Raw genomic sequence first — 26,773 nt, forward strand, 5'->3', positions numbered from 1 at the left:
CACACCCAATATTTGTTTATTGTCTGCTGTTGCTTTTTGTCAATTGAATCCGCTTAATTATTTTTGATTTTATTAGCATATGCCAAAGCATTCTTTCTCCTACGATCAATCCAAAACTTCTTACCCAATATTAATCGCAATCGCTATTGCACATTTAGCAAATGATATGATCCAAGCCATTATTCCAGCTTCATATCCCATGCTTAAAGAAAATTTCCACCTGTCATTTGCTCAAATTGGGGTAATAACTTTCTGTTTCCAATTAGCATCATCTTTATTGCAGCCTGTTATTGGGGCTTATACAGATAAACACCCAAAGCCTTATTCCCAATTGATAGGTATGATGTTTAGTATTATCGGAATTATTGCCCTGGCTTATTCCAACAATTATTACTCCATACTGTTCTCAGTGATTATGGTTGGTATAGGTTCTTCTATTTTTCATCCTGAATCTTCAAGGGTAGCATTCCTTTCTTCCGGCGGAAAAAGAAGCTTGGCACAATCCATTTTCCAAATTGGAGGAAATACCGGTTCTGCCTTAGCACCTCTATTGTTAGCTTTATTCGTATTGCCGCATGGACAGCATCATATTCTCTGGTTTTTAATTATAGGATTATTTGCTCAAATCGTGCTTTCTTATATCGCAACTTGGTATAAGCAAGTACTGCATGCTGTTAAAGGCCAAACCAAGAAATTAATCAAGATTCCTGATCTATCGGACACAACCATCAATTTCTCAATTGTGATCCTATTGCTATTAATCTTTTCGAAATATGTATATATCGCGAGTATCACCAGTTATTTACAGTTTTACATGATGGAGAAATTCGGAATTTCCGATGTACAATCCCAAGTTTATTTATTTTACTTCCTTTTTGCGATCGCATTGGGAACACTGTTTGGTGGATTTCTTGGAGATTATCTTGGGCGTAAATATATTATTTGGTTCTCGGTACTCGGTTGTGCTCCATTTACCTTGTTATTACCTTTTGCCAGTTTATTCTGGTCAGGGATTTTGGTATTTATTATCGGTTTGATTATGGCGTCTGCTTTTCCATCCATTCTGGTTTATGCTCAAGAACTTTTACCACGTAAATTAGGAATGGTGTCAGGACTGTTTTACGGCTTTGCTTTCGGAATGGGAGGGGTAGGAGCTGCGATCTTGGGATATTGGGCAGATCATACTTCCTTGGAAAAAATCTACTTAGTTTGTTCTTATTTACCTTTGATAGGTATTATCGCTTATTTTCTGCCAAATATGAAAAAAGTGAAATTCAAAGAGTTAGCTTAGCTGGGCAATCCAAACCGTAGCACCTCCGCATTCTGGATCTTCAATGATATGTTTGCGGACTTGAAATCCATGGTCAGTTAATAGCTTTTGGTATTCTATAGCGGAATAGGAGGAATGATACAATTGCTCACCGAAATTATTGCTCCAAATTTCACAATTCTCATAACCTGATGTGAACATTAAGATGCCTTGAGGTTCAAGACTTTGCTGAAATTTATGAAACATGGCCGCTTGATCTTCTCTAGTGAGATGGAAAAAGCTATGCCAGGCAATTATTCCATTGAATTTATGCTCAAAGTTTATCGACCGCATATCCATTAACTGAAATTCACCTTTTGGAAAGTTCTTCTTTGCCATTTCGATCATTTTCTCACTGCCATCAATTCCTAAAACTTGGAACCCTTGTTCGCTGAGATACTCATAAATTGGTTTGCCGCTTCCACAGCCTAAATCTAAAATTTTTCCTCCTGAAGGAATTAAAGAACAAAACTCATTAAGATATTTTTCTTCCATAAGGTTCTGACTTCTATTTTTATCGAAATCAGAACCTATGATATCATAAGTTTTATAAACTTTATTTTTATCCTTTGAAGGCATTTTCTTAGTAAAATGTAAGATTTATCTTCTTGTAACCTAAGCCCTCTAGTAATGGACGGAGCACATGGGTAGCATTATTCTTTGTCTGTTCAAGTATGTCAGACTTCTTAACCTGATTGGTGATTTCTTCCTCTGCAGCTTTAAAGGCTTCATCTACTAAAGTGGCCTCTCTAAAAAACGCCATTTTCGTATCATAAACCTTTGATGCTTTATGGTCAATTTTAACATAACAGATCTCCGGTTTTGGAAGACTAATGGTGACAGAATCATCAATAACCTTGACATCTTCAGCTTTCAATTTTGCTAAATCAATACAACCTACTGCGTCCGCCTTGATTATCAATAATACACTTGCGTCCGGTAAATAGGCCGTCATGTTCTTGTGTTCAACCACATCACTAAACCTATATTTTACCAATTCAAGCTTACCCATCGATTCTATTTTCTCTACCAATATCTGATGATTCGTCTCCTTGCTCGGCGCTGGCTTTATCCTTTCCCATACAAACCAAGTAATCCCAATGATCAATCCTAAGACGATTAATACTTTTAGTAACTTTGTCATAATCAGCTATTCTCAAATTATAGACCATTCTACATTTTTTATGTCAATTAACTGTAATGCTATCATTATGACTAGGTTAGTAACCGTTTAATTACAATACAACTCGATTTTTCTCAAAAAACCTGACAAAATGTTATCTGATTTATATATTTCTAACATATAGACCTACTATTAAACTGATTGTTTTTCTTAATTTTAATTAAGTCATAAGAAGCACGCTACAATATGAATTCCATACTTAATTCAGATAAAAACTTTTCGAAACTATTCCTTTTCGGAATATTTGTTCCTCTTTTTCTTTTCTTATTACCGATTCAAGCTCAAACAATTTATTCTATTGATAATGTTCCAAGCCCTAAAGAAAAAGGTCAGGATTTCTTCGTCAGTAATCCGGATGGTATCATTAGTGGTTCAACTGTAAATATCCTCGATAGTATTTCAATCGATATCGAAAAACATACTGGTTCTGAATATACCATTGTGATTGTTAATGATTACCAAGCTGATGATGACTTTCAATTTGCACTCGATTTATTTAATAAATGGGAAATTGGCAAAAAGAATGTCAATAATGGTTTATTGCTCTTTATTGCAAAAGAAAAAAAACAATACCGATTTATCTCGGGTTATGGAATGGAAACAATCTTTCCTGATGCATACCTTAAGCGTGTCGGAGAAAAATACTTAGTGCCTAATTTTAAGAATGAGGATTATGACCTAGGATTAATCCTAGCAAGTGAATTTATTGCTAAAATTCTAAAATCTCCTGATTCGATTAAAGAACTTGAATCTTTAATGCCTGAGGCAACTCCATTCTTTAGCTGGAAAAACCCAAATTTTAAAAACAGTATTCTGGTAACCGGTTTTTTTTTGCTCCTTTACGTCTATATCCATATTGTAGCTTCTAGATTAAAAGTTAAGAAACAAAAACTAAAACCTATCGCTCCTTTCTTTTATGGATTAGGATGTATGGGGCTCCTGATGTTTATCTCGGTTTTTATTTTTGCTTTTATATTTGAGAATTTAGAAGAAGTCTATCAGGTCAAGAATATTCCGTATTTCCTTTTTGTGTTTTGGGGACTCGTCCTTTGGATGAAAATTCATGATAGCCAAGATGCAATCAGTAAAGGCTATGTGGATGAACAAGAAAAAGGGAATGCCTTGAGGAAATTTGCCGGATTAGCTTTCTTGCCTTCTGTTGTAGCTCCATTAGCATTATTTAATATGGGAGGGATTACCTTTCGATTGAATAAAAACAAAAACCGTTTCCTTCCACCAGATTCTTCCGGAAATTGGGAAAGAATTAAAAGAACTTCCAATAAGGCTGAAACCAATAAATATTTGAATAAAGGTCAACTGAAAGAAGAGAAAATAAAATCCCGCAAATATGAGATCTGGACAAATAAACAGTCCAACGAGGTTAAATTAATACCCTGGGATATCAATAAAAAGCTATTTGAATGCCCCAAATGTCATTTTTATACCCTTGAAAAGAATAAAGAAAATGTCATTGAGAAAGCAACTTATTCTTCAACTGGAAAAGCGGAAAGAATTGACGACTGTGAAAATTGCGATTATGTGCTAGTCCATGATACTTACATATTACCAAAACTTGTCCGCAGTTCCAGCTCAGGAAGTGGTTCTTCAGGCTCAGGTGGTTCTTCTGGAGGTGGAGGGGGTAGCTTTGGTGGTGGCTCATCAGGAGGTGGTGGTGCCGGTGGACGCTGGTAAGCCTGTTTTCTTATTAATAAACTTTTTGTTATTAAATGGTTGATGGATATAGAAATAAAATAAGGCTCCCGAAAAATAACAAAGGACATCTACCCAATCTGCTGTATTGTAATCTGTAATCCGTGGACTCAGTACTTCGAAAAAGAGGGAAACCACAAAAGCTAAAATCAATAATTGACTTAATGGGAATTTATAGGATTTGATGCCAAATAAAAATACACCGAAACAAAATGAAGCATGCGCTATCAATGGGATAAATACAAAATCTGTTAACCAATTGTTCAGATAGGGAAGTGGAGATCCAGATTGACGGCTGAATCGGATTATAATCCAAGAGAGCGCATAGAATATTAAATACCGATCAATAAGTAAAACCTTTAATGCGCAAAGGATACGGCGATAAGCATGGCTAATAGTCCACATGTCATTAAGATTTGAAACATTACCCAACCAAATTTCTTACCCCTTCGTTGCATCGGGCTGTCATTCGGATCAACTGGAAATATCGTGTCCTTAATCTCATCCAGATGCCGCAAAAAGAAATTCTTCTTCTTTTTTTTCATAGTTCGTGTTGCTCCGGCAAATTTAGCTATCTAAACCTATCTTTTACAATTATTGTCAACTTCATTTTCTTTTTCAAAAGCAATCTAAAAATATAAAAACCATAACCTTTCATGCCTGTTGTATAAATAGAGTATTAAATTAATTCACACTATTAATAAAATTAATATGGCATTAAAAGATATTATTCAATCGTTGACTGAAAAAAGTGAATCTCCAAGTATTACACTCTCATTCAATACATTTAAAACTTTTCCTGATCGTGAAAAGAATGCTATTACACTTAAAAATCTAATCAAAGAAGCTGAAAATAGATTGCTTGATGAATATGGGAAAAGAGACATTCCTGAAGTTTTGGAAAAACTGGAAGAGTTGCCCGAAAAAATCGCTGATATTCCTTTGATGGATAGTTTACATATTTTTATTTCCAAGGACATAGAAGAATTTGTGCCATCACCTTGGCCGGTTGATAATGAAGCCGTTTTTATTGATGATTCTTTTGCGGTAAAACCGTTGATCAAAGCCATTAATAGAACGAAGGAATATATGATTCTATCTATTTCCCAAGGTGGAGCCCATTTATTCGAAGCGATGAATGATGGTATTGAAAAGGAAATCAACAATAATGATTTTCCATTTGACGCTAATCCATTAGATCTTTCTGGATCCGACAATAACAAAGTTGAAAATCGACTGAAAGAATATTTCAATCAGATTGATAAAGCTGTAGTGGAGGTTCATAATAGCAATGATTTGGATGTCGTAGTGATTTCCACAGAACCAAATTATGCTATGTTGATGGAAGTTGCTGATATCCCGAAAATGTATATTGCCCACGATAACAAGAATTATGACGCTTCTGAAGCTGATAAAATGGCTAAGCAGGCTTTTGAATCCATTAAGGAATTGCAAAAAGAGGAGCGCACTGAGGCAATTGGAGAATTGAAGCAAGCGGTTTCTTCAGGTCAGGTTTTAACTGATTTGCAAGATATTTATCAAGCTGCAATCGATGGTCGTGCCGATCTTTTAGTCGTACAACAAGATTTTGAACAACCTGTTAAAATGACCTCTGATAGAACCTTTGATTTGGCTGAGGATTCTAAAGAGAGTGGGATAGTAGATGATATTGTTTCCAATATCGCTTGGGAAGTAATATCAAAAGGCGGAAAAGCCTATTTTACTGCTCAGGAAGAATTGAGTGATTTAGGAAATATAGTTCTGAAAGTTAGATATTAATCTACTTCTATAATTAAAAGTAAAGGCCGTATTTTATTACGGCCTTTATTATTTTACTTCACCAAGTCTTTCTGATATAACTTGCTATGAATTTCTTTAAGCTCATTGGCTGGAATTTTCATGACTTTACGATCATAGGTCATCAAACCATTGGTCTCAATTTCAACATCAGTTGTCTGCGTATAAACACCGCCTGACAATCCTAATGGAATTAATTTACTTAGATCACTGACTACTTCTTGATATCTATTTTTCAATTCCTCAGAATTTTTGAAGGATTGATAGCCCCAGTTGTCTTTTTGTTGCCAGGTATGACCTTCAACCGGTAATCCTAAGCCACCATATTCTCCTAATACCAATACATATTGATCCCCAAATAATTCCGGACTCGGCATCGCAGCATCTGGGTAATTATGGATATCAAAAATATGACCTGGAGCTCCAAAGTTACCTCCTGAGGCCCCATTGACTAATCTGGAAGGATCATTTTGAATAGTCCAATCAACAATCTCTTTCGTTTTAAACTGACCCCAAGCCTCATTGAATGGTACCCAAACTACGATCGATGGAAAGTTGTGTAAGGTAGACATGATGGCTTTCCATTCTTTTCTATAAATAGCTTCTGATTCTGGAGTACGATCCTTATCATGTTTGCCCGGACGAATCTTCCCTGGGTTCATATCCCAGATATTGCCGCCAAGATCCCCGCTTGGCATATCTTGCCAAACCATAATTCCAATGCTGTCACAATGCCTATACCAACGGGCTGGTTCAACTTTAATATGCTTTCTAATCATATTAAAACCCATCTCCTTCGTTTTTTCAACATCATACTTTAAGGCCTCATCCGAAGGTGCTGTATGTAATCCATCTGGCCACCAACCTTGATCCAATGGTCCGTAATGAAAAACAAACTCATCATTCAGGTACATGCGTTGTATGCCGCTGCCATCCTTCTTAACACTGATCTTGCGCATCGCAAAATAGGACTTCGCTTCGTCAATCACCTTACCTTTTCTTAATACTTTGACTTTTAAGTCATATAATTTTGGTGAATTCGGAGACCATAATTGTGGATTGCTTAACTTTAATTGTGCCTCCTCGCCAGCAGTAGATTTTACTTCAGCGATTTTATTGTTATTATCATAAGCCTCAACCAGAATTTCATCTCCCGCTTTTGCAGATGCCAACTCCGTTGATATTTTCAATACGGATTGATCTACATCCGGAGTTTGCTTGGTACTTACAATATGGGTTTCTGGAACTGATTCCAACCATACGGTCTGCCAAATTCCCGATACTGGAGTGTACCAGATACCATGTGGATTGTTGATTTGTTTGCCTCGTGGTTGTGGACCATCGGAAGTCGGATCCCAAACCCTAATCGCAATATCCTGAGTTTTACCTTTTTTAATGGCATTACTGATATCAATACTAAATGGATCAAATCCACCTTGATGATTACCAACATGTTGACCGTTTACAAAAATATCACATTCCCAATCTACAGCCCCGAAATTTAAAAATATCTTTCCTTTATTTAGTTTCTTATCAATGCTAATCTTATTGTTATACCATAAAACATCATCTTTAGTTACCCGCTTGGCAACCCCAGATAAGGCTGATTCTACAGCAAATGGAACTAGGATATCCCCATCCCAAGCGGTAGGAATCTCTTTTTGATCCTTGTTGCTGATCTTGTATTTCCATAATCCATTCAAATTCTGCCAATTGTTGTTCCGCTCCAATTGTGGTCTCGGATATTCCCGATGTGCATTCTCTGGAGTAACTTGCTCTGCCCAAGGACTTAGGATCTTATCCCGAACAGGAGCCCAATTCTGCGCATTCCCCTCCGAAAATGAAGCAGCAATCAAACATGCAATAGCAATGGTTCTTTTCATCATAAGTTAGTTTGTTTTCGTTTTTAGATTTAGGTGTATCGTTTTTGCAATACTTAATTCCCTTAAAAATAGTATTTATATCTCTAATGAATTAAGAATTACCCAATTATTTTAACGGATTCTTCCTTAATTATTAAAAATATTACAAGCAAAACTATGGATGCAGTAAAGGGAAGGGTAAAAAAAGAAACTGGCCAACAAAGCTGCTGACCAGTTTACATCGCTAATTTTAAAAAAATATAGGTAGAATTCTATATTGGGATTAAACATCCTCGCCTTTCAGCATTTTATTCCAATATAGGTAGGGTAGAATGTATTTTTTTAATAACCATAATCGCCAATGCTCTTTACTACTGTCTCTGACAAGCATTTGTTTTAATTTTGGATCTGGGGTGAATTCATTCTTGTAATTGAATTCAGCAAGCACCATTTTACCATATCCTGTCACCAATGGACAGGATGAATAGCCCTCATAAGACTTGTTATCTGCTGTCTTATGCTCCATTAGTTTCATCAGATTATCGACCACAACAGGAGCTTGTTTTCGAATTGCAGCACCTGTTTTCGCAGTTGGAAGTCCAGCTACATCGCCTAAACCAAAAATATTGGCAAATTTCTTATGCTGCATGCTATTGATATCCACATCCAACCAACCAGCTTCATTTACCAATGTAGATTCCTTAACAAATTTTGGAGCTGTTTGCGGTGGTGCTAAATGCAGTAAATCAAAATGCATCTCCACAAATTGTTCCATCGGTTTTGCAGAATCTGCAGAATCCCCTTGGTTAATGACACATTCGTTATCCTTTGGATTTGTGTTTTTGAACGTGACAATCTTCTTCTTGGAATCTATTTTTACAGGCGCATAGTAAGGCTTGAAATTGATGTTATAGCGGTCAATCACCTTCATCAGTGTATCCGCAATTACTTTGACGCCAAATATGACCGTACCTGGTGTTGCAAAAGTTACATTCGCCTTATCGGATAGATTATTCTTCTTAAAATAATCACAAGCTAGATACATAATCTTTTGAGGAGCTCCACCACATTTTATAGGTGTAGTGGGTTGAGTAAAGATGGCATTCCCGCCTTTGAAATTCTGGATACATTGCCAGGTATAATTAGGGTCAATATAATTACTGCATACCACGCCTTTATTAACCGCTTCTTCCAACCCTTCAATTAAGCTTAGGTCATTGACTAATCCGCAGGCTACTACTAAATAATCATAACCTAAAATCTCTCCATTATCTAATTGAATACTATTTTGCTCCGGCAGAAAGGACGTGACAGATTGCTTGATCCATGTGCAGCCATCCGGAATCAACTCCTTCATCGGCTTTACAGTCTTATCAAAATCATAGGCTCCAGCACCTACCAATGTCCATGCTGGTTGATAATAATGCTTCTTGGCTGGATCTATTATCGCAATTTCTAAATTCCGATCCTTCTTTAATAATTGTGCAGCAGTCATAATCCCCGCAGTCCCACCACCGATTATAATGATCTTATAATGCGTATCCATAAGTTTATTTTTTGGTTATTATTAAAGTTAAGTGGGAAAAATCAGAAGGAATGTAACAAATGTTACCAAAGACTTTTACTTCTTATCATACATCAATGTTTAGCTACAAAGCATTGCGGATATTTGTAGTATCAAAAAACAAAAACTATTAACAACAGTAATAATTGAAAGGAATAGAAAATGAATAATAAAGTATTAGGATTACACCACATAACAGCCATCGCTAATTTGGCTCAACGTAACTACGATTTTTATACCAAGGTTCTTGGTCTTCGTATGGTGAAAAAAACTGTCAACTTTGACGACCCTGGAACTTACCACTTTTACTATGGTGATGAAAAAGGAAATGCAGGTACCATCTTGACTTTCTTCCCTTGGGAAGGAATTGGCAAAGGTAAAACTGGTGCTGGAATGGCAACTGAAATTGCTTATGCCGTGCCTGAAAATAGTGCTGAATTCTGGAAAGATAGATTAGGAAAAAACAATGTGTTGACCGCTGATCCAGTAGAAAGATTTGGTGAAATCTATTACCCATTCTTAGATCCTGATGGATTGAACTTATCCATCGTGGTTCCTAAAGAAATCGATAATAGAACCGGATGGGCAACCGATGAGGTTTCTACTGATTTTGCAACTAAAGGTTTTCATAACAGTACATTGACTTTAAGAGAATTGGATCCTACAGCAAAAGTATTAACAGATTTGTTGGACTATGATCAAATCGCTCAAGAAGGTAATCGCTATAGATTCAAATCCAAAAATATTGACACTGCTAATTACATTGATATCCTAGTGGATGAAAATGTTGGTAGAGGTGTAAATACGGCTGGTACAAACCACCATATTGCCTTCCGCGTGAAAGATGATGTGGATCAAATGGAATTACGTGAGAAAATTATGAGTGCTGGGTTACAAATTACCCCTCAAATTGATAGAGATTACTTCCACTCCTTATATTTCCGTGAACCAGGAGGCGTATTATTCGAAATTGCTACTGAAAATCCAGGTTTTGATGTGGATGAACCACTAGCAGAATTGGGTAACTCATTAAAATTACCTAGACAATATGAAAGCCAACGTGCTGCAATTGAAAATGTATTACCAATATTAAAATAACTGAAAGGAGTTTAAAATGGCAAATATATATCAAGCTGGGAATACTGAAAATCCCAGCAAAGCATTAATCATGATTCATGGTAGAGGTGGATCTGCCAGAGATATTATGGGTTTATCAGAGTATCTAAACGTTCAGGATTATTTGCTGATCGGACCTGAAGCTGATCAAAATACTTGGTATCCGAATTCTTTTATTGCTACAGTGTCCTCAAACCAACCTAAGTTGGATATAGCATTGGAATTAATCCAACAAGCTGTGGATCTCGCAAAATCTAAAGGAATTACAACGGACAACATTTATATCCTAGGATTCTCTCAAGGTGCTTGCTTAACCTTGGAATATAGCACTAGAAATGCCATGAAATATGGTGGTATTATTGCCTTCACAGGAGGATTGATAGGTGAGGAGCTCAATCTTGAAAATTACAGCGGTGATTTTGAAGGAACAAAAGTCTTTATTGGTACAAGTGATCCCGATTTCCATGTGCCAGTAGAAAGAGTACAAGAAAGTAGTAAACTTATGGAAAAACTTGGCGCGGTAGTCAACGAAAAGATTTATCCGAATATGGGTCATACCATCTCCCAGGATGAAATCCAAATCGTTAATGAAACCATCTTTAAATAAGTCTATTCTCTATTTTTAATAAAAAACCCCTTCGGTCATCGACCTTAGGGGTTTTCCACTTAATAAACTATACTATACAATTATTTTCTTCTTTAGTAGACCATGGTCGTGTTAACCTTCAAGTATTTTAAAATCATATGTACTTGACTTTTTAATTTCTCATCTTGACTAGGGTAACTAAAATTGATTTCCAAAGATTTATCTTTCGTATAGAAACAGTAAGCTTTCCCTACAGTTCTATCTCCTTGCTGCTCTTCCTGATAATAGGTCTTCTGATAGAAATATTCGTAATGCGGAAGGTCTTTATGCTGTTTTTCAAAACTTTCTTTATCCAGACTATTAGGAACCAATGCGATTTTAAAATCAGCTTCAGCCGAACCATTCATCGCTTTAAAGGTATACGAATCTTCCGGACTCGGTTGCTCCTTGAAGTCAGTATATCGCATGTTCAAAAAAACCGAAGGCATAAATTGCTTTACCATAAATATTCCTAAAAATGGATCATTCCAAAAGGTTTCAGAACCAGAAGGTGCCGCAATTTGATCAACCGTTGCATTTGCCCATTCCGGAATCTTAAGCCCCATAACTTGTTCCAATTCTTTTAGCTTATTTAATGTTCCTAAGCTGTCATTGTTGATCAATGGTATTACAGCTTCAAAAGCTAGATTCGCCTTCTGATAAAAGGCCAAAAGAAAACTCCTATTGGACGCATATCCCCAATACAAAGCATTTTTAGAATTATCGGTTTTTGAGTGCACCTGGGTTTCGCTCAAATCCGAATGATAAGTGTTGAAAACTGCATCCTTTCCTTCAAAAAGTGGATCCCCCATAGAAACCTCACCATTGTTCAAGAATAACTCATCATTACTATATAGTAAAACCCCATTCACAAATAGATCGCCCCATTTTGGATCCTGAAAAAGTATCGATTCAGTTTGATAAATATGATCTTGCTGAGGGTTGCCACTATTGATTCGTTGTAGCTCTACGCTATTGTAATATTTACCAATAAATGGAAATACCTGTTCAGCATTTGTAAATAAAATCTTGTTATCCCCTTCGGCCTTCAATTCATTTTGAAATGGAGCCTTCCGTAACCATTCTTTCAGGTCCTTTCCAGTCATACTAGCCACTTCGCTATCCCAGCTAAATTCTTTTTTCTTATTAGCCGTATCTGAACAACCGGCTAGTACAGCGATGCTGGATAATAAAGTCCATATAATTATACTTTTAATTTTCCTGCCTGAATTCTGCATATTATTAAGCTATTAGATTTTTCAAATTAATCAACAAAGGAATTATAACTCCTCAATGCATTCTGAGATGCATTATCCAAACTTGTAATTGCAGTCTCTGAAATGTCCGTTCCAGCATCCAATTCTCGCTGAACAATCCTCATTTTACCTAAATACTCATTGATTGCATCATTATACATGCCGAAAGTTCTTGCCTTCGATTGATAGTCCTTAGGCAATTCATCGCTCTTGTTATCGTTATAATCCTTTTCAATTTCAGAATAGCTCTTTTTGAAATCTGATTTCAGCTTATTTAAATCTTCAGCTTCATAAGCCATTACGGTAGTTTCTTGAACTAAATCAAGTAACCTCTTGGAACGAATGAATTGACTCTTCAATGGATTTCCTTCTAATATGGTTTCTTCAGCCTTATCTGCTAATGGTTTTAATTTGGCAAATATCTGTGCTGCAGCGTCTTGATTCTTATTGATTTCCGCAGTTGCTTTTTCCCGAAACTCTACGAGCTTCTTGCCTTTATCCTCTTTCCAATCTTCTGCCGACTTATAGGCACTAACTTCTTTGTGAATTTCCTTGATCGCATCAAAGCTGCTTGAAAGCTGATCTACCAAGGGTTTAAAATCTTTGCTCAATCCATCAGGATAAACAATTCCCTTTAAATCATGGACAATTGGAGGAAAGACCATTATTGGAGCAATGCGAACGATTTGACTTGAATTCTCATTGCTCTCTTTTACATATTGCTCAAATTGATCGAAATTACTGACAAATGTTCGGATGGCTGATCCTTGAGTGTTATTCACTTTAACAATAGAATTGTTAAACGCTATGATCTCATTGGCTTCTTTCTTGTCATCATCTTTGTTGCTAAATAGTCCTCCACCTGAGCTTTCAGACTCTCCAGTTTTGGACCCTGAATTATTACAACTTACCATGAGGGAAACAGTTAGTAAACTGCCTATTAGAATGCTGTTGATTTTCATAATGTTTTGTTTATTAAGTGTATATCTTGTTTTGTATAGTTTTTTTTATGAATAAATCATGTTATGCTAAAAATGGAAATTTTGTCTCAGCCCATTTGCCAATAATTGGAAGTGGTTTCATTACCCCATTGGACGCATTAATCATTCCAATAATCATTAACACAATATTGATCAGACCAATATATCCCAAGGCGTAAATGCCAGTTAGCATCATTAAGATATTTAGGACGATACCCAATAATAATCCGAAGACGAAAATGGCCAATCCTTGTTTCAAGTGATATTTCAAGAAGTCATCTGCTTTCTCTTTGCCTGAGAAATAAGCAATTAACCAACCAATTAATGTGATGTAAGCGACGATAGATAAGGTTTTGTTGTTCATAATATTTTATTTTTATTTAAATGAATGTACAATTACACTGACTAGAAACAATAGAAGAACTATGGATATCAATGCATAGGTGTAAAATGGTGTTTTTGACTTCCTTTTTAACTCCGCTGCTTCCAACTTCATTTCCGGACTAAATTCTCCTGATCTTTTCTGCTGTCTACAGTGAACACAAACAGAATGGGTTTCCTTCCAAAGCGGAAATAATGGAATCCAAAAAACATGAAAGTAGTTTTGATAGGCAACATAGGCTAGCGTGCCTGATTGTTGACAGTAGGAGCAAGTTAAATTTGAAACTTGACTTCCTATACGAGCTTTTCTTAATCCGAGTATGAAAAACATAGACTTCGTTTTTGTTTACCCAAAGTTTTTCATTTTTAATCCAGTATCCTATTTTTTAGAATCTACAATGTTTATACGTGTCCTAAAAAAGCATATACAAAATCTCTACAAGAAATTGTAATCATTTGAAAATCAATCGTTAACCACTTTATTGTCTTTTAAACCACTCCCTTAACAGGCCATTCCCCTAAATTTATCGATCAGATAAATCACTAACCATAAACTTTTTTCTATACTTAAAAACTCATATTCACACACTTTTTTTTAAGAATTTCACAGATTAATTAGCTAGGATGGTCTAGATATGACCATAATTCTGGGAAATTCCCATCAGAAACGACGAACTCAAGGCTTATTTTTATCATTTTGAAGCAGGATAAATGAGCTTGGAGAAAAAATAATTCTTTTATTATGAGGCTGTTTTATTGAATATTGAAAAAAAAGCAAATTTAGATTGTGAAATGTCCTGAAAAAACCTACCTTTGCATCACTTCAAACAACGAAGGGTTCTCGATAAAAGAACAACGATTCCGTAGCTCAGCTGGTAGAGCAATACACTTTTAATGTATGGGTCCTGGGTTCGAATCCCAGCGGGATCACAAAAAAAGCCTCACAGAAATGTGAGGCTTTTTTTGTGTCCGCAGGATTCGAAAGAAGGGTAGGCCTGGGTTCGATTCTGGAAGGCTCAGGGTAGTGTTGGGGGATCGCGGGGCTGAGCCACTCCCAGCGGGATCACAAAAAAAGCCTCACAGAAATGTGAGGCTTTTTTTGTGTCCGCAGGATTCGAAAGAAGGGCAGGCCTGGGTTCGATTCTGGAAGGTTTTCGGATTCCCCTTTTTTGTCTTTAAGAATTATTTTACAGGCGTAACTTTATACCCTAGCAATTCTAACCGTTTAAATACCGAAGTACTCTGGTTCATTACGCATGCAATATCGAAAGTAATTACAGAACTTTCTCTTGTTATAGCTCCAATTATACTTTTGACCAACCGGTCCGTCCTCAATCTCTCAATATCCGCATGTTCATATCTTGAATTTAAAAATCTCGTTCTTATATAAAGTGAGTTTATTCCCTGTATATCTTCATTGTAATAGAATTCGGCTTTGGAAGCAAGAATATTCTTGATTTCTTGCTCATTATTTAAGACATAGTCAATTTCATTTGACCAATAATCATTCCCATAAGCATCGATTATCGAAACAGCGTCTTTGATCGATAGGAGCTCCTTCACAGGAATATTGTACTGTTCAGCATATGCCCTAAATAGAAATTCAGTATAATTAGCATGATTACACTCAGGATACACTGCTTTTGAAAGTACATTATATGCATAAATCGGTTTGTAAGAATTAAGAGTCTCCTCGTTTACATTTATTTTACTTAGTTTCGCTCTCACTCTCATATATGCTTTTGAAGTGAGTATTTTGTTTATGGCTGATTTCGAATCGTTTATCCGTAGCATCTTTTCTGTCTCTGCGGCAGTATTAGGATTATTTATGCCTGTTTCGGTATAATAAGCTTTTACCTTATCCAAAATATCTTCCATTTTACCCATCAATGAATTGCTTTCTACACAGAGACTTGGAGTAGTCAGGACTATATATGAATCGTTTTTTAGACTATTTCCACTTATCTGCCAAAGCAAAGAGTTTTCTTTCAGCTCTTGAGCATTGGATTGACTGGCAATTAGGGTTCCCATCATTGTTAAAATCATGTAGTAAATTATTTTTTTCATATTGTTATTGAGTTACATTCGTGATCCTATTTCTTTTATATTCTCTTTTCGTTCAAAATATTTTGTTTTCTTACTTCCACATTTGTACGAGTAACCCAAATTGAAGGACCTCGTTTCGTTTTTGTTATAAGCGGACATCCAAACACTTTGATAGTCCATTGTTTGCTTTTCACGGATGGTATTAAATATGTCCGTCACACTAAAATTAATGATGGCTTTTTCTTTCCATAGCCCTTTTCTTATGCCAATAGCTACACTGGAAACACCCTCAGTCTTGTATATTCCGGAGGCATAAGGCCTACGTGCGGCTATATTCATATCACTACTCACGGCATTTTTAAGGTTGAAATATGATTCAAACTGGATTGGATAAGACCATGTTTCGTTCGAAAAATTCCCTAGCTCATCTTTATAAGGATTGAACTTGAAAAAACCGTATCCACCGCTAAAATTTATGGACCACCTCTTCGTAAAGTCATAATAGTAGTACGATTTTTTTGTATTTAAAGGAAAAATGAGCATTCATTTTAGTTTGCTTTATTATTTAAGATAATAGGTGAGTAATTATAAAAATTTACTTAAAGATATAATAATTTATTTTGGTGTAAAATTTTTTAATATAATTTATGGTTATCCGCTTACGAGCCTGTTATATTGGTAGGGATCAGTCTATGTAATATCCTTTCGCCAAAGTATTTGCTTCGATACTGAGAAAAAACACAATTGTAACTTTTTAACCTCTATGTTTTTCAAAATTCTTTTTGAAGGTTTATTTAAAAATGATTCCCCAAGTTATGGTTCAATGAAAGAGCGTTATGAAGAAGGAATGTCTAATTTTTTGAACTTTCGAACACTCTCATGGAAAAAAAGTTGCTAGCATTCTATTTAGTTCAGAATCATTTTTTATGCTATCGTAGTTTGGACATGTTTATTTCTAAACTTCGAAAAAAACTTGAACTTGATCCATCCATTAAAATTGTTGTTGTAAGAAGTAAAGGTTATAGGCTTGAGCTTAACTTTTGAAACCTTCAATTTCTGGAGTTAAGAAAGATGAATACTAATTGTATTAAAAACCTAAAATTGTTAAGAAAACGAGCCTAAATTTTTAAGGTAGAATTTTTATATTCATTTGATTCAATCACCTTAAATTTTCCAAAAAAGAGTTCGAACTCTGTACCTGCGGGATTCAAAAAAAGGGTAGGTAAAAGGCCTATTTATTTCAGGTAATCCGACCTTTTTTTCGTAAATTAGAGGTATCACATAACAAAGAAATATATCCTGTTTTGACAGTATTATTTATCCTTATTATTAGTTTTATTGCCTCTTTGGTCCGGTCTACTTTAGGTTTTGGCGAGGCGTTAATAGCAGTTCCATTTTTCCTATTATTCTTACCTGTAGATGTAGCGGTTCCCCTAGCGGTCATGTTGTCTATTGTCATTGCTCTTGTGGTTGTGATTCAGGACCATAAAAAAATCCATTTTCACAGTGCTAAATGGTTGATTTTATATGCAATTCTTGGACTGCCTTTGGGTATCCTGATACTGACTTATGTAAATGAAACAATCGTAAAAACAGGGCTTGGCTTACTCATAATAACCTATTCAATTTATTCCCTCTATTTTAGAAAAAACAAGACCTTGCCAGAAGATAATAAGTTTTTGCTTTTCGTATGCGGTTTTTTATCGGGGGTATTTGGTGGTGCCTATGGTGTAAATGGCCCTCCTTTAGTGGTTTACGGAAATTTGAGACAATGGAGCGCAAAGCATTTTAGGGCAACCTTACAGGCCTACTTTTTACCGGTAAGCCTGTTAAGTGTTTTCGGTTATTATGCAAAAGGATTGATAACGACAGAGGTTAATACATACTTTCTCTATTCGCTGATTACAACCATTCCGGCAATTTTTATTGGCAGGTATCTAAACCATAAATTAAAAGATGGTACATTTTTTAAATACGTTTATTGGGGCTTGATGCTCATCAGCGTAGTTTTGATCGTCAGTACTATAATATAAGCAGAAAATTACTCTTTAAAATTGACCTAACCAACAATCCTTGACGACAACCTTATCAAGTAAAAGATCTTTTTTTGTAAACTCTATTGAGTAAACCCTTCGATTTTTGTCAACCTATCTCAGTACAAGACTTAGGTGTCTTTTTCGATATTAATCAATAATTTATTCAGAATTTACTCGAACTTTTGCCGCACTTTCTTCGGACTTCCTTCGGACCTTCTTCGGACATTGTCCGAAAAAATGCGGACAAAGTCCGGTTGAAATCCGAAGGAAGCCCTGTACAAATCCGCGATTATATCGAATTATTATTGAACTCATCCAAAAGTTGTGTTGAGGTAGGAGTATTTTGAAAAATCAGGAATGAAACAAGTGGAAAAAATCTATAAAATTCTTTTTATTTAAAAAGGATTATTTGATATATTTATGATATCAAAATAATATCATATAAATCAATTATGGAAAAGATTATTAAACCCACCTCAGGCTATTTAGCATTAGTAGTTCTGTTTTTAAGTATTTTGGGAATTATATATTCCTTTATACAAATAGCATCCCACGATAATGTAGGTTTTGTAGCCGTACTTATCGTTCTATTTTTAGTGTTTTTTATCATTATCAAGGGATTGATCATTGTTAACCCGAACCATTCAAGGGTATTGAATTTATTTGGAAAGTATGTCGGTACAATCAAGGCCAACGGCTTATTCTTTATTAACCCTTTAATTACAGCTCAAAAAATCAGTTTAAGATCTGAGAATTTACAGGGACAAACATTGAAAGTAAATGATAAGCTGGGAAATCCAATTGAAATTGCAGCGGTAATTGTATGGAAGATAGGAGATACCTATAAGGCAGCTTATGAGGTCCAAAGTTATATGGATTATGTAAGGGTTCAAAGTGAGGCAGCTGTACGACATTTGGCGGTAAGTTTTGCTTATGATAGTTTTGAAGATGAGAATGCTGATTTAACATTACGTGATGGGGGTGAGGAAGTGAATAAGATTTTGGAAAGCGAACTTTTGGATCGACTTGTCAAGGCTGGTGTTGTTGTTGAGGAAGCTAGGATTACACATTTGGCTTATGCACCAGAAATTGCTGGAGCCATGTTGCAAAGACAACAAGCCTCTGCAATTGTTGCAGCAAGAGCTAAAATTGTGGAAGGAGCAGTAGGGATGGTGGAAATGGCCTTACAGAAACTGTCTGATCAGAATATAGTAGAATTGGACGATGAAAGAAAAGCTGCAATGGTAAGTAACCTGATGGTTGTATTATGTGGTGAAAAAGCAGCTCAACCAATTGTTAATGCTGGAACACTTTATAATTAATGGATTGCGAATCCAGATAGTAAAGATTATTTATGAAAAAGAATTTTGTGATAAGGATCGATGAAGAAACCTTTAAACTATTGGAAAGTTGGGCCCAAGAAGAATTTCGAAGTGTTAATGGACAAATTGAATTTTTGATTCATCAAGGATTAATCAAGTCTGGTCGAATGAAAAAAGTAAAAAATAGTAATAATACCAAAGGATCGGTCTAATGCTAGACCGATCCTTGTTTGTATTTAATCTCTTCTAATATACTCCCGATCTTCATCAGTCATATTATCATCATTCCCTAAGAATTCATCATCCTCGCTTGGGCTTACCGTATTGCTAATGCCATATTCCTTGGGATGTTTATTTTTTCTCCTAAATAGTATTGCTCCAACAATGACTCCTAGGATAAAGAATATTCCAAGAATGATTAGTTTCGAGGTACGTATATCGCCAAACAGCCAAAAAGAAGCCTCTTCCTTATTATTGAAAAGAATGATAGCTAATAAGGCCAATAATACTGCTATTACAATGGTTTTTGGTTTCATTTTTGCTCTAGTTAAATGACAAAACTAAAAAATAATGATTGCAATCCAACTTTTTAAGATGTATTAAGTTGGAAATTAAAATGTTTGATAAGTTTTTATTAAATTTATTGTAATTTTATTTTATATCCTAATAGGATAAGACACCGATGATAACACTGTTTTAAGAAGTTTAAACAAAGATTCTTAAAAATCTAATTTTTATTTTGACCTACATCTTTGTTAAAATTTGTCTTTTATTGATTCTTAATATAGAATAATCTTAGGTATATTAACGTTTAATTATAAACTACATATTAAAACATAACGCGTATTGATTAGGGATTTTATTGGTAAAACACCGTTGCGGAGGGATGAATATTTATCAGGTAAGTATAAAACCAATATTTTTATTAAGGAAGAGTTTTATAATCCAGGCAAATCATCTAAGGATAGGGCAGCATGGTTTATGGTTGAGGATGCCATTAAACAAAATAAAATAGCAGAAGGAGGAACATTTGTAGAAGCCAGTAGCGGCAATACTGGTATTAGTATTGCCTTGATTGCTAAAGAACTTGGTTATAAGGCAAAGATTTTTGTCTCTGCCAGTTGTTCTGAGGAAAAAATTAAGCTTTTAAAGGCTTATGGAGCCGAAATTGTCCACTGTGACAACTCCAATGGTCTCCATGTGTTTAATTCTACACAATATCAGGCCCAAGCTTATTCTGCAAATAATCCAAACACCTACTTTACCAACCAATATTACAACTCCAATAATATCCGAGCGCATTATAAAACAACAGGTCCCGAACTATGGGAACAAAGCCAGGGTGAAATTACGCATGTTTTGGTCGGTGTAGGAACTGGCGGATCCATATCAGGTATCGGGAGATTTTTGAAAGAACAAAATTCGGATATTCAAGTATGGGGGATAGAACCATTGAATTCTGTCTATGATTTATTTATGAACGGAATTGAAATTCCGGATGAAGAAGTACAATTTGATGGAATTGAAGGAATTGGTAGGACTTTCATACCAGGAACTTTTGATAAACAGGTGGTGGATCGTATTTTTCAGATCAGTAAAGAAAAGAGTATTGAAATTGCTCAGCAATACCAACGGGAATGTAATGACCTATTAGGCTTCTCAAGTGCAGCGGTTTTGGCGGCATTAGATACGCATTTGGCAGATATGCAGCTCCAAGAATCAGATCAAGTGGTTTTATTTTTTCCAGACCATGGGAATCGATATATTAACAAACTCTATACAGATGTAAAATCATTAGAAAAGATTAACGAGGATTAAGATGCATCAATATAATGATTTGGCAATCCCTATTGCTTGGCCAGACCAAACTGCGCGTGGGGATGAATTATGGATGGCCGTATTAAAGAAATTAGGAATTGTAAAAAACCTTAATTTCAAGGTCGGTCATGCTGCAATCGTTCTTATTGAAAAGAAATCTGGTGATTTAAAGTATTTTGATTTTGGAAGGTATATTGTGCCAAGAGGGTTTGGCCGAGCAAGGTCTAGTCAATTTGATCCTAGATTAGAACTAGAAACCAAAGCTATATTTTCAGACAGTGGAGAACTTTTAAATCTGGAAGAGATTCTATGTGAATTAACGGAAAAAGAATCTGCGACACATGGAGGTGGTCGGTTATTATGTTCAATTAGTGAAAGGATTTCTTTTAATAAAGGAGTTCAATTTGCTGAAGCATTGGTGGATAAGGGGCCTGTTTTATATGGAGCCTTAGCCCCGAACAATAACAGCTGTTCCAGATATGTTGCACAGATCTTGGTCAATGCGATGGAGAAAAATGATCCGCGGAGTAGTAAAATATTTTTTCCTGAATGTTTGAAATCCAGTCCAACCAGCAATGTAGTAAATGCTAATGATCAGCAAGTTCAGTTTTGCTATCATAAATCGGAATTAGAGCGTTGGAATATGGATAGGAAACAGTCATTAAAATTTCAAATAGGCTTATTAAAACCGAATTTCATCAGGTCAAAGGCTCAAGAACTTCCGGATGATAATTTATTAGGCTATATTGAAGAACCAAATCGTCCTGAACACTTGCCCAAATCTGCGCAATGGTTAGGAGGCTTAGGTGAAGGATGTTGGTTTTCCTTATTGCACTGTGGAAATGAAGCCGAAATAACGAAATATAATTATCGTGGTGAAATCGAGTACACTGTTGTGGGAATAACAGAGGGTTTATTCAGTCAACATGTAGATTATGAATTTAGCTATGAGATACATCAACATCGACATGTTGTTAAACAAAATAATGAGAAAGTAATATTTAATACGTTAGATATTAATAATTTAAATTTAAAACAATCGATCTAAAAAGATAATAATACAATGGAATTAAAAATTTTAAAAGCAAAAATTCATACCGTAAAAGTAACAGAGGCAAATGTAAGTTATAATGGTTCAATTACAATTGATGCTGATTTATTAGATGCAGCAGGCATTGTCAAATATGAACAAGTCTATATTAATAATGCAGTTAATGGAAGCAGGATTATGACTTATGTATTGCCAGGAAAAAGAGGCTCAGGTGAGGTATGTATGAATGGTGGTGCTGCCTTGCATGCTAAGGTGGGCGATACCGTTCATATACTTTCTTTTGTAAACTTAAGTCCGGAAGAAGCTGAAACTTATCAACCAACATTGGTATTTACAGAAGGTAATAATCAAATTAAATCAGTAGAAAAGTATAATTATTAGGCTTTTCCAGCAAGATATGCAAGGCTGTCTACATTTTGTAGATAGCCTTTTTTGTTGCTGTTTCAGCAATAATTTTAATATTTGTAAGACAAGGCTGAAGTTAATGGAAGAATTTAAAATCACTGAAATCAGTGACCTTCCTTTTGATAATTGTTGATAACTTCACGAATTGAATTTTTAGAATTGCTAATACTATTGATATGCTTAAAATGATTAGGAAAACGACCTTAGTTGCCATAACTGGTTTTATCTGTTTGTTCTTAACTTCCTGTTTTGATGTAGTTGAGGAAATCGACATGAAAAGCAACGGCAGTGGCTCCATTGTTGGAACCTTGAACATGAGTAAGAGTCGTACCAAGGTATCTTCTTTAATGAAATTGGATAAGATCGATGGCTTTAAGATCCCAAGTCAAGCTGAAATCAGGAAGGAAGTTACAACCATTGTGCAATTGCTGAAGAATACAAAAGGAATCAGCAATGTTGATTATCGATTGGATTTCAATAATTACATAGCGAGTATATCCTGTGATTTTCAGAATGTACAAGCCTTAAATTCCTATACTGAAACTTTATCTAAACACTTTAAAACTAAGTTAAATACTTATTCGAGTTATAGTTTTAATTCAAGTAATAAGACATTTGTTCGGAATTATAAATATAGTTCTGAGGCTAAGAAGGAATTTGATAAGTTAAATCCCGAGAATCAAAAAACATTTGATCAAGCGTTTTATACCAGTATTTATCGGTTCCAGAACCCTGTTGTAAAACAGGATAATACCAATGGAAAGGTTTCCGGGAATAAGCAAGCCGTTATGGTTAAGGTTTCGGTTCCTAGCTTAATTAACGGTAAAGCTAATCTTTCTAATAACATTACACTGAAATAAATAAGAATTTATCTAATTAAACATATATGAATAACTTGAAACTTGCCATCGTCTTATTGGCAGTAAGTCTGGGGGGGAATGCATATTCGCAAGATCTTTTATCCAAGGTTCCTGCGGATTCAAAAATGGTTGTTGGTTTGAATGGAAAAGGATTTTTCAAGCATGCCGATGTCAATCAGTTGAATAGTATTTTGAAGCGAGCTGGTCTATTTGAAACCATTACTGAAGATAATGAAGAGTTTCAATCTGATAATATCGAGGATTTGGGGATAGATCTTAATTCTAAGGCTTATGTGCATTTTAATGTTAATGATAGTTTACAATTTTTAGGCGCTATTATTCCATTGAAAAATAAGGCTCAATTTGAGGCTATATTTCCTAAGGATCATGAAATAACTGTTGTAGGAGGGATGAATACCATTTATTCTGAGGATAAGACCCTACGGATTAGTTGGGATCAAAATACAGCCTATATTCTAGGTGGAATGCCAATGAACCATTATTTTGATCAAGAGGGAATTAAAGAGAAGTATGGCTTATTGGAATTGCCACAGTATGAATATGCAGATGATTATGTGGATGAGTATGATTACCAAGCTGCAGATTCTGTTGCAGTTGCGGCAGATAGCACCTTGGATTGGGAAGAATATGGTGATTTTACCGATACTTTGCACATAGAAGAGGAGAAGGTAGAAAAGGAAGTTTCAGTCCCTATAAAAATCGATATTGTAGAGCAAAAGGAAGTAGCCAAACTGGATACGAATGAATATGGCGAGGTTATCAATGTTCCACCGCCAGCAGTATACAAAGAAGATAAAGGATATGTTCATCCTCCAGCTTCTTATGATGAATTTGGATCTGTAGATTCTGTTCTAGCAAGAGATGAATATCAGGATGACTATTACCAGCAATATTCCAGAATATCAAATCATAACGACTCCATCAAAAATGACTTTGTAAATAAAGCCATCAATAAGATGATGGATCAGATTATTTCAGGAAATATAAAAGGATATAAATCCAAGCAGCTTACCTCCTTAAAGGATAATGAATTGGTTCGGATTGAGGTTAGTTCTTTTGACAGCCTCATGTATTTATATTATCCGAAGCATTTATTAACAGCCATTACAGGTGGAAGTCCAGCTTTTGACTATGGATATGAAGCTATGAATAGCACTATTCTAGTGGAAGGAAATAGAATGAAAATGGTCGGTGATTTAACCTTTGATAAAGAAATGACCAAAATTTACAAAGAAGTCTATAATAAAAAAATAAATCCAAAATTGTTGACTTATTTAAACGATGATGCGTTGGGATTTCTTTCCTTTAATTTGAATTCCGAGGCTTATCTTAAACATATGCCTAGAATTGTACAACGCGTGTATGGAGGAATGGATGCGAAAGTTGGGAAAATAATTGATTTATTTGTTACCGGTTTTGATATTGTGGTAGATGAAAAGGCTGTAGCGAAAGTGTTCAAAGGAGATAACTTGTTAATTCTAAATGGTGTAAGCCAAAAAGAAGTTAAGTATATTGACTATGAATATGATGAAGATTACAATTATACAGAGATAGAAAAAACGAAAATGGAGAAAATCCCTAATTATATCTGGATGTTTTCTTCTGATGATACCAGGATATTTGAAAAAATCTTTTCTATTTTAGAATTGGAAAATAATATGGTCAATCACAATGGGATCTATGAAATCATGGGTGGTAAGGCGGATGAATTTGCTCCTTATATCTTGATTCAGGATGGTATTGTATTCTTGGGTAATGATTTGGAACAAATGGAGCAGATTAAGGATAAAGCTTATAAAAGTCAGTCTGGAGGAAGATTTGCTACTATGGCGAAGAAAAATAAGTTTGCGCTTTTATTCAACACCAAAAAGGTTCCAGAAATGGTAGAGGATTTAAAACTTCCGGTACATCGTTCCATGGAAGAGGAGATGAATACTCTTTCTCAATATGGTGATATTTATATGATCAGTAATGGAATGAAGGGCAAGAAGTTTTTATGGGAAGCTGGAGTAGACTTTCCAAAAACATCGAAAAATGGCCTAGATTATCTGATTAATTCCTTGGATAATATCAGTAAGTCATTAAAAGATTAATCAATGGGTTGGATTAAAAAAACGCTTATATTCATATTAGGACTTATAGCCATATTGGCTATAAGTTTTTTTGTTTTTAAATACTATCGGGCATCAAAAGCTGCGGATATTAAAATTCCTGAGAACAGCTTTTCTGTCATTCAGTTGGATGTTGATGATTTGATTGTCGAGATGTTCCAAAATTCTATCTCCAATTACTCTGAGTATTACGGAGTTAAAAAAGATACAATTTCTAAAGAAAAAAAATCAGAATTATGGAATATAGGTGTTCATATACCTGCTAAATTATACATGTTTAGATTAAGTGATACTTCATATCAATATTTTGGTGTTTTGGAAGTCAGCAATTCTAATAAAATTAAAAGTTTCCTGAAAAATCAGTTGAGAATAAACCAGGATTCCGCAGTTCAAAATTTAGAAAAAGGGCAGGAGTATTATTCTTCGAAAGAGCTAAAGGTTCTGTTGAATGCTGAGAAATTGGTATTTAGTATTGGCGGTAAGGAAGATTTGGAATCCTTAAAATCTTTAATCCAAGCCGATCAATCCAAGTGGGTTTTGGCTAATAATTTTGGGGCCGAGCTGAAGGAAGTGCAAGGAGCTGACCTGAGTTATGTGGATAGAAATAAAAATTGGGCATCAGTTGATTTCAAGGATGGAAAATTCGATTTAAAGGGATATATAAAATCTTCCTTATTTGGCTTTCCAGCTAAACCAGTTCAGGTTTCTAAATCCGATGATTATGTGTTGCACTTATCCCTGAATTCAGATCTTTCCTTAATTCTTAAGGAAAAGGAAACGGCGCTCGAAAAATTCAAATTACCCATTGATAGCTTACATAAATATATTGGTAACTATGCAGCTATAGAGCTCCTGGATAAAGAAGTGATGGAGTCTGATACCATTATCACCTATGATTATGATGATAATTTTGAGATGATTGAGAAAAAGGAAGTGAATCAGGTCGAAGTCCCAGCATTAGCCTTTCAGGTAAAAGCATCACCGCACTTATTAGGATATCTGCCAGAAAAGATGTTTTACAAGTTTTCGAAAAATTATAGTGATGGCTTTATTCATTTAAGTACAATTCCAACCCCTTCGGCAAGCTTAGCTTCATTAAAGCCATCTGAAAATGTTTTTGAAATGTATTATCAGAAGAAAGCGAATGCTGATAAGTACTTAAGCTGGTTGCCGAATTATGATAAGATACAAGCAGGTACGTTGTTCGGACAAGCCGAAGACGCTAATATCATGCGGTTAAATGGTGAGTTCAAATTAGAGAATTCTAGGCTTAATGCTTTCTATCAAATTTTTGTTGCTATGTAATCAATTGGTTTTCAA

At 35.2% G+C, this 26,773-nt stretch carries 28 protein-coding genes and 1 tRNA gene; 16 read left to right on the top strand and 13 right to left on the bottom strand.

Going from position 1 to position 26,773, the window contains the following annotated elements; all coding sequences use genetic code 11:
• Positions 1-79 precede the first annotated feature (79 nt).
• Positions 80-1,291 (top strand): MFS transporter, encoded by a 1,212-nt coding sequence (locus PZ892_RS08250; RefSeq protein WP_094257970.1) that lies wholly within the window; start codon positions 80-82, stop codon positions 1,289-1,291.
• Here PZ892_RS08250 and PZ892_RS08255 read toward each other — a convergent pair.
• Positions 1,283-1,888, bottom strand: a complete 606-nt coding sequence (locus tag PZ892_RS08255; protein WP_277712748.1) for a class I SAM-dependent methyltransferase — start codon at positions 1,886-1,888, stop codon at positions 1,283-1,285. The genes PZ892_RS08250 and PZ892_RS08255 overlap by 9 nt on opposite strands.
• Before the next feature lie 4 nt (positions 1,889-1,892).
• Entirely contained in the window at positions 1,893-2,453 is a 561-nt protein-coding gene (locus PZ892_RS08260; RefSeq protein ID WP_094257968.1) for a DUF4230 domain-containing protein, read from the bottom strand.
• Between the two features lie 225 nt (positions 2,454-2,678).
• Here PZ892_RS08260 and PZ892_RS08265 point away from each other — a divergent pair, with 225 nt between their 5' ends.
• Positions 2,679-4,184 (top strand): TPM domain-containing protein, encoded by a 1,506-nt coding sequence (locus tag PZ892_RS08265; protein ID WP_277712749.1) that lies wholly within the window; start codon positions 2,679-2,681, stop codon positions 4,182-4,184.
• On the opposite strand, the gene PZ892_RS08270 is transcribed toward PZ892_RS08265, so the two are convergent.
• Complete coding sequence (locus PZ892_RS08270) at positions 4,152-4,607, bottom strand: hypothetical protein (protein WP_277712750.1); 456 nt, start codon at positions 4,605-4,607, stop codon at positions 4,152-4,154. The genes PZ892_RS08265 and PZ892_RS08270 overlap by 33 nt on opposite strands.
• A gap of 306 nt (positions 4,608-4,913) precedes the next feature.
• Between PZ892_RS08270 and PZ892_RS08275 the strand changes: the two genes are divergently transcribed.
• Entirely contained in the window at positions 4,914-5,981 is a 1,068-nt protein-coding gene (locus PZ892_RS08275) for a hypothetical protein (protein ID WP_277712751.1), read from the top strand.
• A 53-nt stretch (positions 5,982-6,034) separates the two neighbouring features.
• On the opposite strand, the gene PZ892_RS08280 is transcribed toward PZ892_RS08275, so the two are convergent.
• Both PZ892_RS08280 and PZ892_RS08285 read right to left on the bottom strand, forming a co-directional pair.
• Entirely contained in the window at positions 6,035-7,885 is a 1,851-nt protein-coding gene (locus PZ892_RS08280) for a sugar-binding domain-containing protein (RefSeq protein ID WP_277712752.1), read from the bottom strand.
• A 259-nt stretch (positions 7,886-8,144) separates the two neighbouring features.
• Positions 8,145-9,407, bottom strand: a complete 1,263-nt coding sequence (locus PZ892_RS08285; RefSeq protein WP_277712753.1) for an FAD/NAD(P)-binding oxidoreductase — start codon at positions 9,405-9,407, stop codon at positions 8,145-8,147.
• A gap of 180 nt (positions 9,408-9,587) precedes the next feature.
• Here PZ892_RS08285 and PZ892_RS08290 point away from each other — a divergent pair, with 180 nt between their 5' ends.
• Both PZ892_RS08290 and PZ892_RS08295 read left to right on the top strand, forming a co-directional pair.
• On the top strand, positions 9,588-10,523 hold the full coding sequence (locus PZ892_RS08290) for a ring-cleaving dioxygenase (protein WP_277712754.1): 936 nt from the start codon (positions 9,588-9,590) through the stop codon (positions 10,521-10,523).
• A gap of 16 nt (positions 10,524-10,539) precedes the next feature.
• Positions 10,540-11,148 carry a dienelactone hydrolase family protein gene (locus PZ892_RS08295; RefSeq protein ID WP_277712755.1) on the top strand — a complete coding sequence of 203 codons (609 nt, stop codon included), beginning with the start codon at positions 10,540-10,542 and terminating at the stop codon, positions 11,146-11,148.
• A gap of 92 nt (positions 11,149-11,240) precedes the next feature.
• Here PZ892_RS08295 and PZ892_RS08300 read toward each other — a convergent pair whose 3' ends face one another.
• The 4 genes from PZ892_RS08300 to PZ892_RS08315 all read right to left on the bottom strand — a co-directional run bounded on the left by PZ892_RS08300 (position 11,241) and on the right by PZ892_RS08315 (position 14,114).
• The gene (locus tag PZ892_RS08300; RefSeq protein WP_277712756.1) at positions 11,241-12,404 is read right to left on the bottom strand and encodes a hypothetical protein; all 1,164 of its coding nucleotides are present in this window, start codon (positions 12,402-12,404) and stop codon (positions 11,241-11,243) included.
• Between the two features lie 26 nt (positions 12,405-12,430).
• Positions 12,431-13,384 carry a DUF3829 domain-containing protein gene (locus PZ892_RS08305; RefSeq protein ID WP_277712757.1) on the bottom strand — a complete coding sequence of 318 codons (954 nt, stop codon included), beginning with the start codon at positions 13,382-13,384 and terminating at the stop codon, positions 12,431-12,433.
• 61 nt (positions 13,385-13,445) lie between these two features.
• Positions 13,446-13,766 (bottom strand): DUF4870 domain-containing protein, encoded by a 321-nt coding sequence (locus PZ892_RS08310; RefSeq protein ID WP_094257958.1) that lies wholly within the window; start codon positions 13,764-13,766, stop codon positions 13,446-13,448.
• Between the two features lie 12 nt (positions 13,767-13,778).
• A complete protein-coding gene (locus PZ892_RS08315; protein ID WP_277712758.1) occupies positions 13,779-14,114 on the bottom strand; it encodes a zinc-ribbon domain-containing protein in 336 nt (111 codons plus the stop codon).
• Positions 14,115-14,640: 526 nt separating this feature from the next.
• Between PZ892_RS08315 and PZ892_RS08320 the strand changes: the two genes are divergently transcribed.
• Positions 14,641-14,713: transfer RNA gene (locus PZ892_RS08320), tRNA-Lys, on the top strand.
• Between the two features lie 252 nt (positions 14,714-14,965).
• On the opposite strand, the gene PZ892_RS08325 is transcribed toward PZ892_RS08320, so the two are convergent.
• Both PZ892_RS08325 and PZ892_RS08330 read right to left on the bottom strand, forming a co-directional pair.
• Positions 14,966-15,850 (bottom strand): TraB/GumN family protein, encoded by an 885-nt coding sequence (locus PZ892_RS08325; RefSeq protein WP_277712759.1) that lies wholly within the window; start codon positions 15,848-15,850, stop codon positions 14,966-14,968.
• 12 nt (positions 15,851-15,862) lie between these two features.
• Entirely contained in the window at positions 15,863-16,372 is a 510-nt protein-coding gene (locus tag PZ892_RS08330) for an outer membrane beta-barrel protein (RefSeq protein ID WP_277712760.1), read from the bottom strand.
• A 336-nt stretch (positions 16,373-16,708) separates the two neighbouring features.
• Here PZ892_RS08330 and PZ892_RS08335 point away from each other — a divergent pair, with 336 nt between their 5' ends.
• Positions 16,709-16,873 (top strand): helix-turn-helix domain-containing protein, encoded by a 165-nt coding sequence (locus tag PZ892_RS08335; protein WP_277712761.1) that lies wholly within the window; start codon positions 16,709-16,711, stop codon positions 16,871-16,873.
• 260 nt (positions 16,874-17,133) lie between these two features.
• Positions 17,134-17,862 (top strand): sulfite exporter TauE/SafE family protein, encoded by a 729-nt coding sequence (locus PZ892_RS08340; RefSeq protein ID WP_277712762.1) that lies wholly within the window; start codon positions 17,134-17,136, stop codon positions 17,860-17,862.
• A 162-nt stretch (positions 17,863-18,024) separates the two neighbouring features.
• Here PZ892_RS08340 and PZ892_RS08345 read toward each other — a convergent pair whose 3' ends face one another.
• Positions 18,025-18,180: a hypothetical protein gene (locus PZ892_RS08345; protein WP_277712763.1), complete on the bottom strand. Its 156-nt coding sequence runs from the start codon at positions 18,178-18,180 to the stop codon at positions 18,025-18,027.
• 137 nt (positions 18,181-18,317) lie between these two features.
• On the opposite strand from PZ892_RS08345, the gene PZ892_RS08350 reads away from it, so the two are divergent.
• Together PZ892_RS08350 and PZ892_RS08355 are read left to right on the top strand one after the other, a co-directional pair.
• A complete protein-coding gene (locus PZ892_RS08350; RefSeq protein ID WP_182499756.1) occupies positions 18,318-19,187 on the top strand; it encodes an SPFH domain-containing protein in 870 nt (289 codons plus the stop codon).
• Positions 19,188-19,219: 32 nt separating this feature from the next.
• Positions 19,220-19,399, top strand: coding sequence for an Arc family DNA binding domain-containing protein (locus PZ892_RS08355; protein WP_094256293.1), 180 nt, complete (start codon positions 19,220-19,222; stop codon positions 19,397-19,399).
• 24 nt (positions 19,400-19,423) lie between these two features.
• On the opposite strand, the gene PZ892_RS08360 is transcribed toward PZ892_RS08355, so the two are convergent.
• The gene (locus PZ892_RS08360) at positions 19,424-19,723 is read right to left on the bottom strand and encodes an LPXTG cell wall anchor domain-containing protein (RefSeq protein WP_277712764.1); all 300 of its coding nucleotides are present in this window, start codon (positions 19,721-19,723) and stop codon (positions 19,424-19,426) included.
• Positions 19,724-20,033: 310 nt separating this feature from the next.
• On the opposite strand from PZ892_RS08360, the gene PZ892_RS08365 reads away from it, so the two are divergent.
• From PZ892_RS08365 to PZ892_RS08390, 6 genes are all read left to right on the top strand, one after another.
• On the top strand, positions 20,034-21,005 hold the full coding sequence (locus PZ892_RS08365; protein WP_277712765.1) for a cysteine synthase family protein: 972 nt from the start codon (positions 20,034-20,036) through the stop codon (positions 21,003-21,005).
• A 1-nt stretch (position 21,006) separates the two neighbouring features.
• Positions 21,007-22,053, top strand: a complete 1,047-nt coding sequence (locus tag PZ892_RS08370) for a DUF6695 family protein (protein WP_277712766.1) — start codon at positions 21,007-21,009, stop codon at positions 22,051-22,053.
• Positions 22,054-22,068: 15 nt separating this feature from the next.
• On the top strand, positions 22,069-22,437 hold the full coding sequence (gene panD, locus PZ892_RS08375) for an aspartate 1-decarboxylase (RefSeq protein ID WP_094256297.1): 369 nt from the start codon (positions 22,069-22,071) through the stop codon (positions 22,435-22,437).
• Between the two features lie 209 nt (positions 22,438-22,646).
• On the top strand, positions 22,647-23,321 hold the full coding sequence (locus PZ892_RS08380; RefSeq protein ID WP_094256298.1) for a hypothetical protein: 675 nt from the start codon (positions 22,647-22,649) through the stop codon (positions 23,319-23,321).
• A gap of 26 nt (positions 23,322-23,347) precedes the next feature.
• Entirely contained in the window at positions 23,348-25,435 is a 2,088-nt protein-coding gene (locus tag PZ892_RS08385; RefSeq protein ID WP_277712767.1) for a hypothetical protein, read from the top strand.
• A 3-nt stretch (positions 25,436-25,438) separates the two neighbouring features.
• Entirely contained in the window at positions 25,439-26,758 is a 1,320-nt protein-coding gene (locus PZ892_RS08390; protein ID WP_277712768.1) for a hypothetical protein, read from the top strand.
• Positions 26,759-26,773 lie beyond the last annotated feature (15 nt).

Origin of the sequence: Sphingobacterium sp. WM (assembly GCF_029542465.1) — a bacterium.
Lineage (GTDB): Bacteria > Bacteroidota > Bacteroidia > Sphingobacteriales > Sphingobacteriaceae > Sphingobacterium > Sphingobacterium cellulitidis.

Bases quoted from the DNA above. Each gene is read 5' to 3' on its own strand.
- PZ892_RS08250 (WP_094257970.1), top strand. From the start codon at position 80: ATGCCAAAGCATTCTTTCTCCTACGATCAATCCAAAACTTCTTACCCA.
- PZ892_RS08255 (WP_277712748.1), bottom strand. From the start codon at position 1,888: ATGCCTTCAAAGGATAAAAATAAAGTTTATAAAACTTATGATATCATA.
- PZ892_RS08260 (WP_094257968.1), bottom strand. From the start codon at position 2,453: ATGACAAAGTTACTAAAAGTATTAATCGTCTTAGGATTGATCATTGGG.
- PZ892_RS08265 (WP_277712749.1), top strand. From the start codon at position 2,679: ATGAATTCCATACTTAATTCAGATAAAAACTTTTCGAAACTATTCCTT.
- PZ892_RS08270 (WP_277712750.1), bottom strand. From the start codon at position 4,607: ATGTGGACTATTAGCCATGCTTATCGCCGTATCCTTTGCGCATTAAAG.
- PZ892_RS08275 (WP_277712751.1), top strand. From the start codon at position 4,914: ATGGCATTAAAAGATATTATTCAATCGTTGACTGAAAAAAGTGAATCT.
- PZ892_RS08280 (WP_277712752.1), bottom strand. From the start codon at position 7,885: ATGATGAAAAGAACCATTGCTATTGCATGTTTGATTGCTGCTTCATTT.
- PZ892_RS08285 (WP_277712753.1), bottom strand. From the start codon at position 9,407: ATGGATACGCATTATAAGATCATTATAATCGGTGGTGGGACTGCGGGG.
- PZ892_RS08290 (WP_277712754.1), top strand. From the start codon at position 9,588: ATGAATAATAAAGTATTAGGATTACACCACATAACAGCCATCGCTAAT.
- PZ892_RS08295 (WP_277712755.1), top strand. From the start codon at position 10,540: ATGGCAAATATATATCAAGCTGGGAATACTGAAAATCCCAGCAAAGCA.
- PZ892_RS08300 (WP_277712756.1), bottom strand. From the start codon at position 12,404: ATGCAGAATTCAGGCAGGAAAATTAAAAGTATAATTATATGGACTTTA.
- PZ892_RS08305 (WP_277712757.1), bottom strand. From the start codon at position 13,384: ATGAAAATCAACAGCATTCTAATAGGCAGTTTACTAACTGTTTCCCTC.
- PZ892_RS08310 (WP_094257958.1), bottom strand. From the start codon at position 13,766: ATGAACAACAAAACCTTATCTATCGTCGCTTACATCACATTAATTGGT.
- PZ892_RS08315 (WP_277712758.1), bottom strand. From the start codon at position 14,114: ATGTTTTTCATACTCGGATTAAGAAAAGCTCGTATAGGAAGTCAAGTT.
- PZ892_RS08325 (WP_277712759.1), bottom strand. From the start codon at position 15,850: ATGAAAAAAATAATTTACTACATGATTTTAACAATGATGGGAACCCTA.
- PZ892_RS08330 (WP_277712760.1), bottom strand. From the start codon at position 16,372: ATGCTCATTTTTCCTTTAAATACAAAAAAATCGTACTACTATTATGAC.
- PZ892_RS08335 (WP_277712761.1), top strand. From the start codon at position 16,709: ATGGAAAAAAAGTTGCTAGCATTCTATTTAGTTCAGAATCATTTTTTA.
- PZ892_RS08345 (WP_277712763.1), bottom strand. From the start codon at position 18,180: ATGAGTTCAATAATAATTCGATATAATCGCGGATTTGTACAGGGCTTC.
- PZ892_RS08350 (WP_182499756.1), top strand. From the start codon at position 18,318: ATGGAAAAGATTATTAAACCCACCTCAGGCTATTTAGCATTAGTAGTT.
- PZ892_RS08355 (WP_094256293.1), top strand. From the start codon at position 19,220: ATGAAAAAGAATTTTGTGATAAGGATCGATGAAGAAACCTTTAAACTA.
- PZ892_RS08360 (WP_277712764.1), bottom strand. From the start codon at position 19,723: ATGAAACCAAAAACCATTGTAATAGCAGTATTATTGGCCTTATTAGCT.
- PZ892_RS08370 (WP_277712766.1), top strand. From the start codon at position 21,007: ATGCATCAATATAATGATTTGGCAATCCCTATTGCTTGGCCAGACCAA.
- panD (WP_094256297.1), top strand. From the start codon at position 22,069: ATGGAATTAAAAATTTTAAAAGCAAAAATTCATACCGTAAAAGTAACA.
- PZ892_RS08380 (WP_094256298.1), top strand. From the start codon at position 22,647: ATGATTAGGAAAACGACCTTAGTTGCCATAACTGGTTTTATCTGTTTG.
- PZ892_RS08385 (WP_277712767.1), top strand. From the start codon at position 23,348: ATGAATAACTTGAAACTTGCCATCGTCTTATTGGCAGTAAGTCTGGGG.
- PZ892_RS08390 (WP_277712768.1), top strand. From the start codon at position 25,439: ATGGGTTGGATTAAAAAAACGCTTATATTCATATTAGGACTTATAGCC.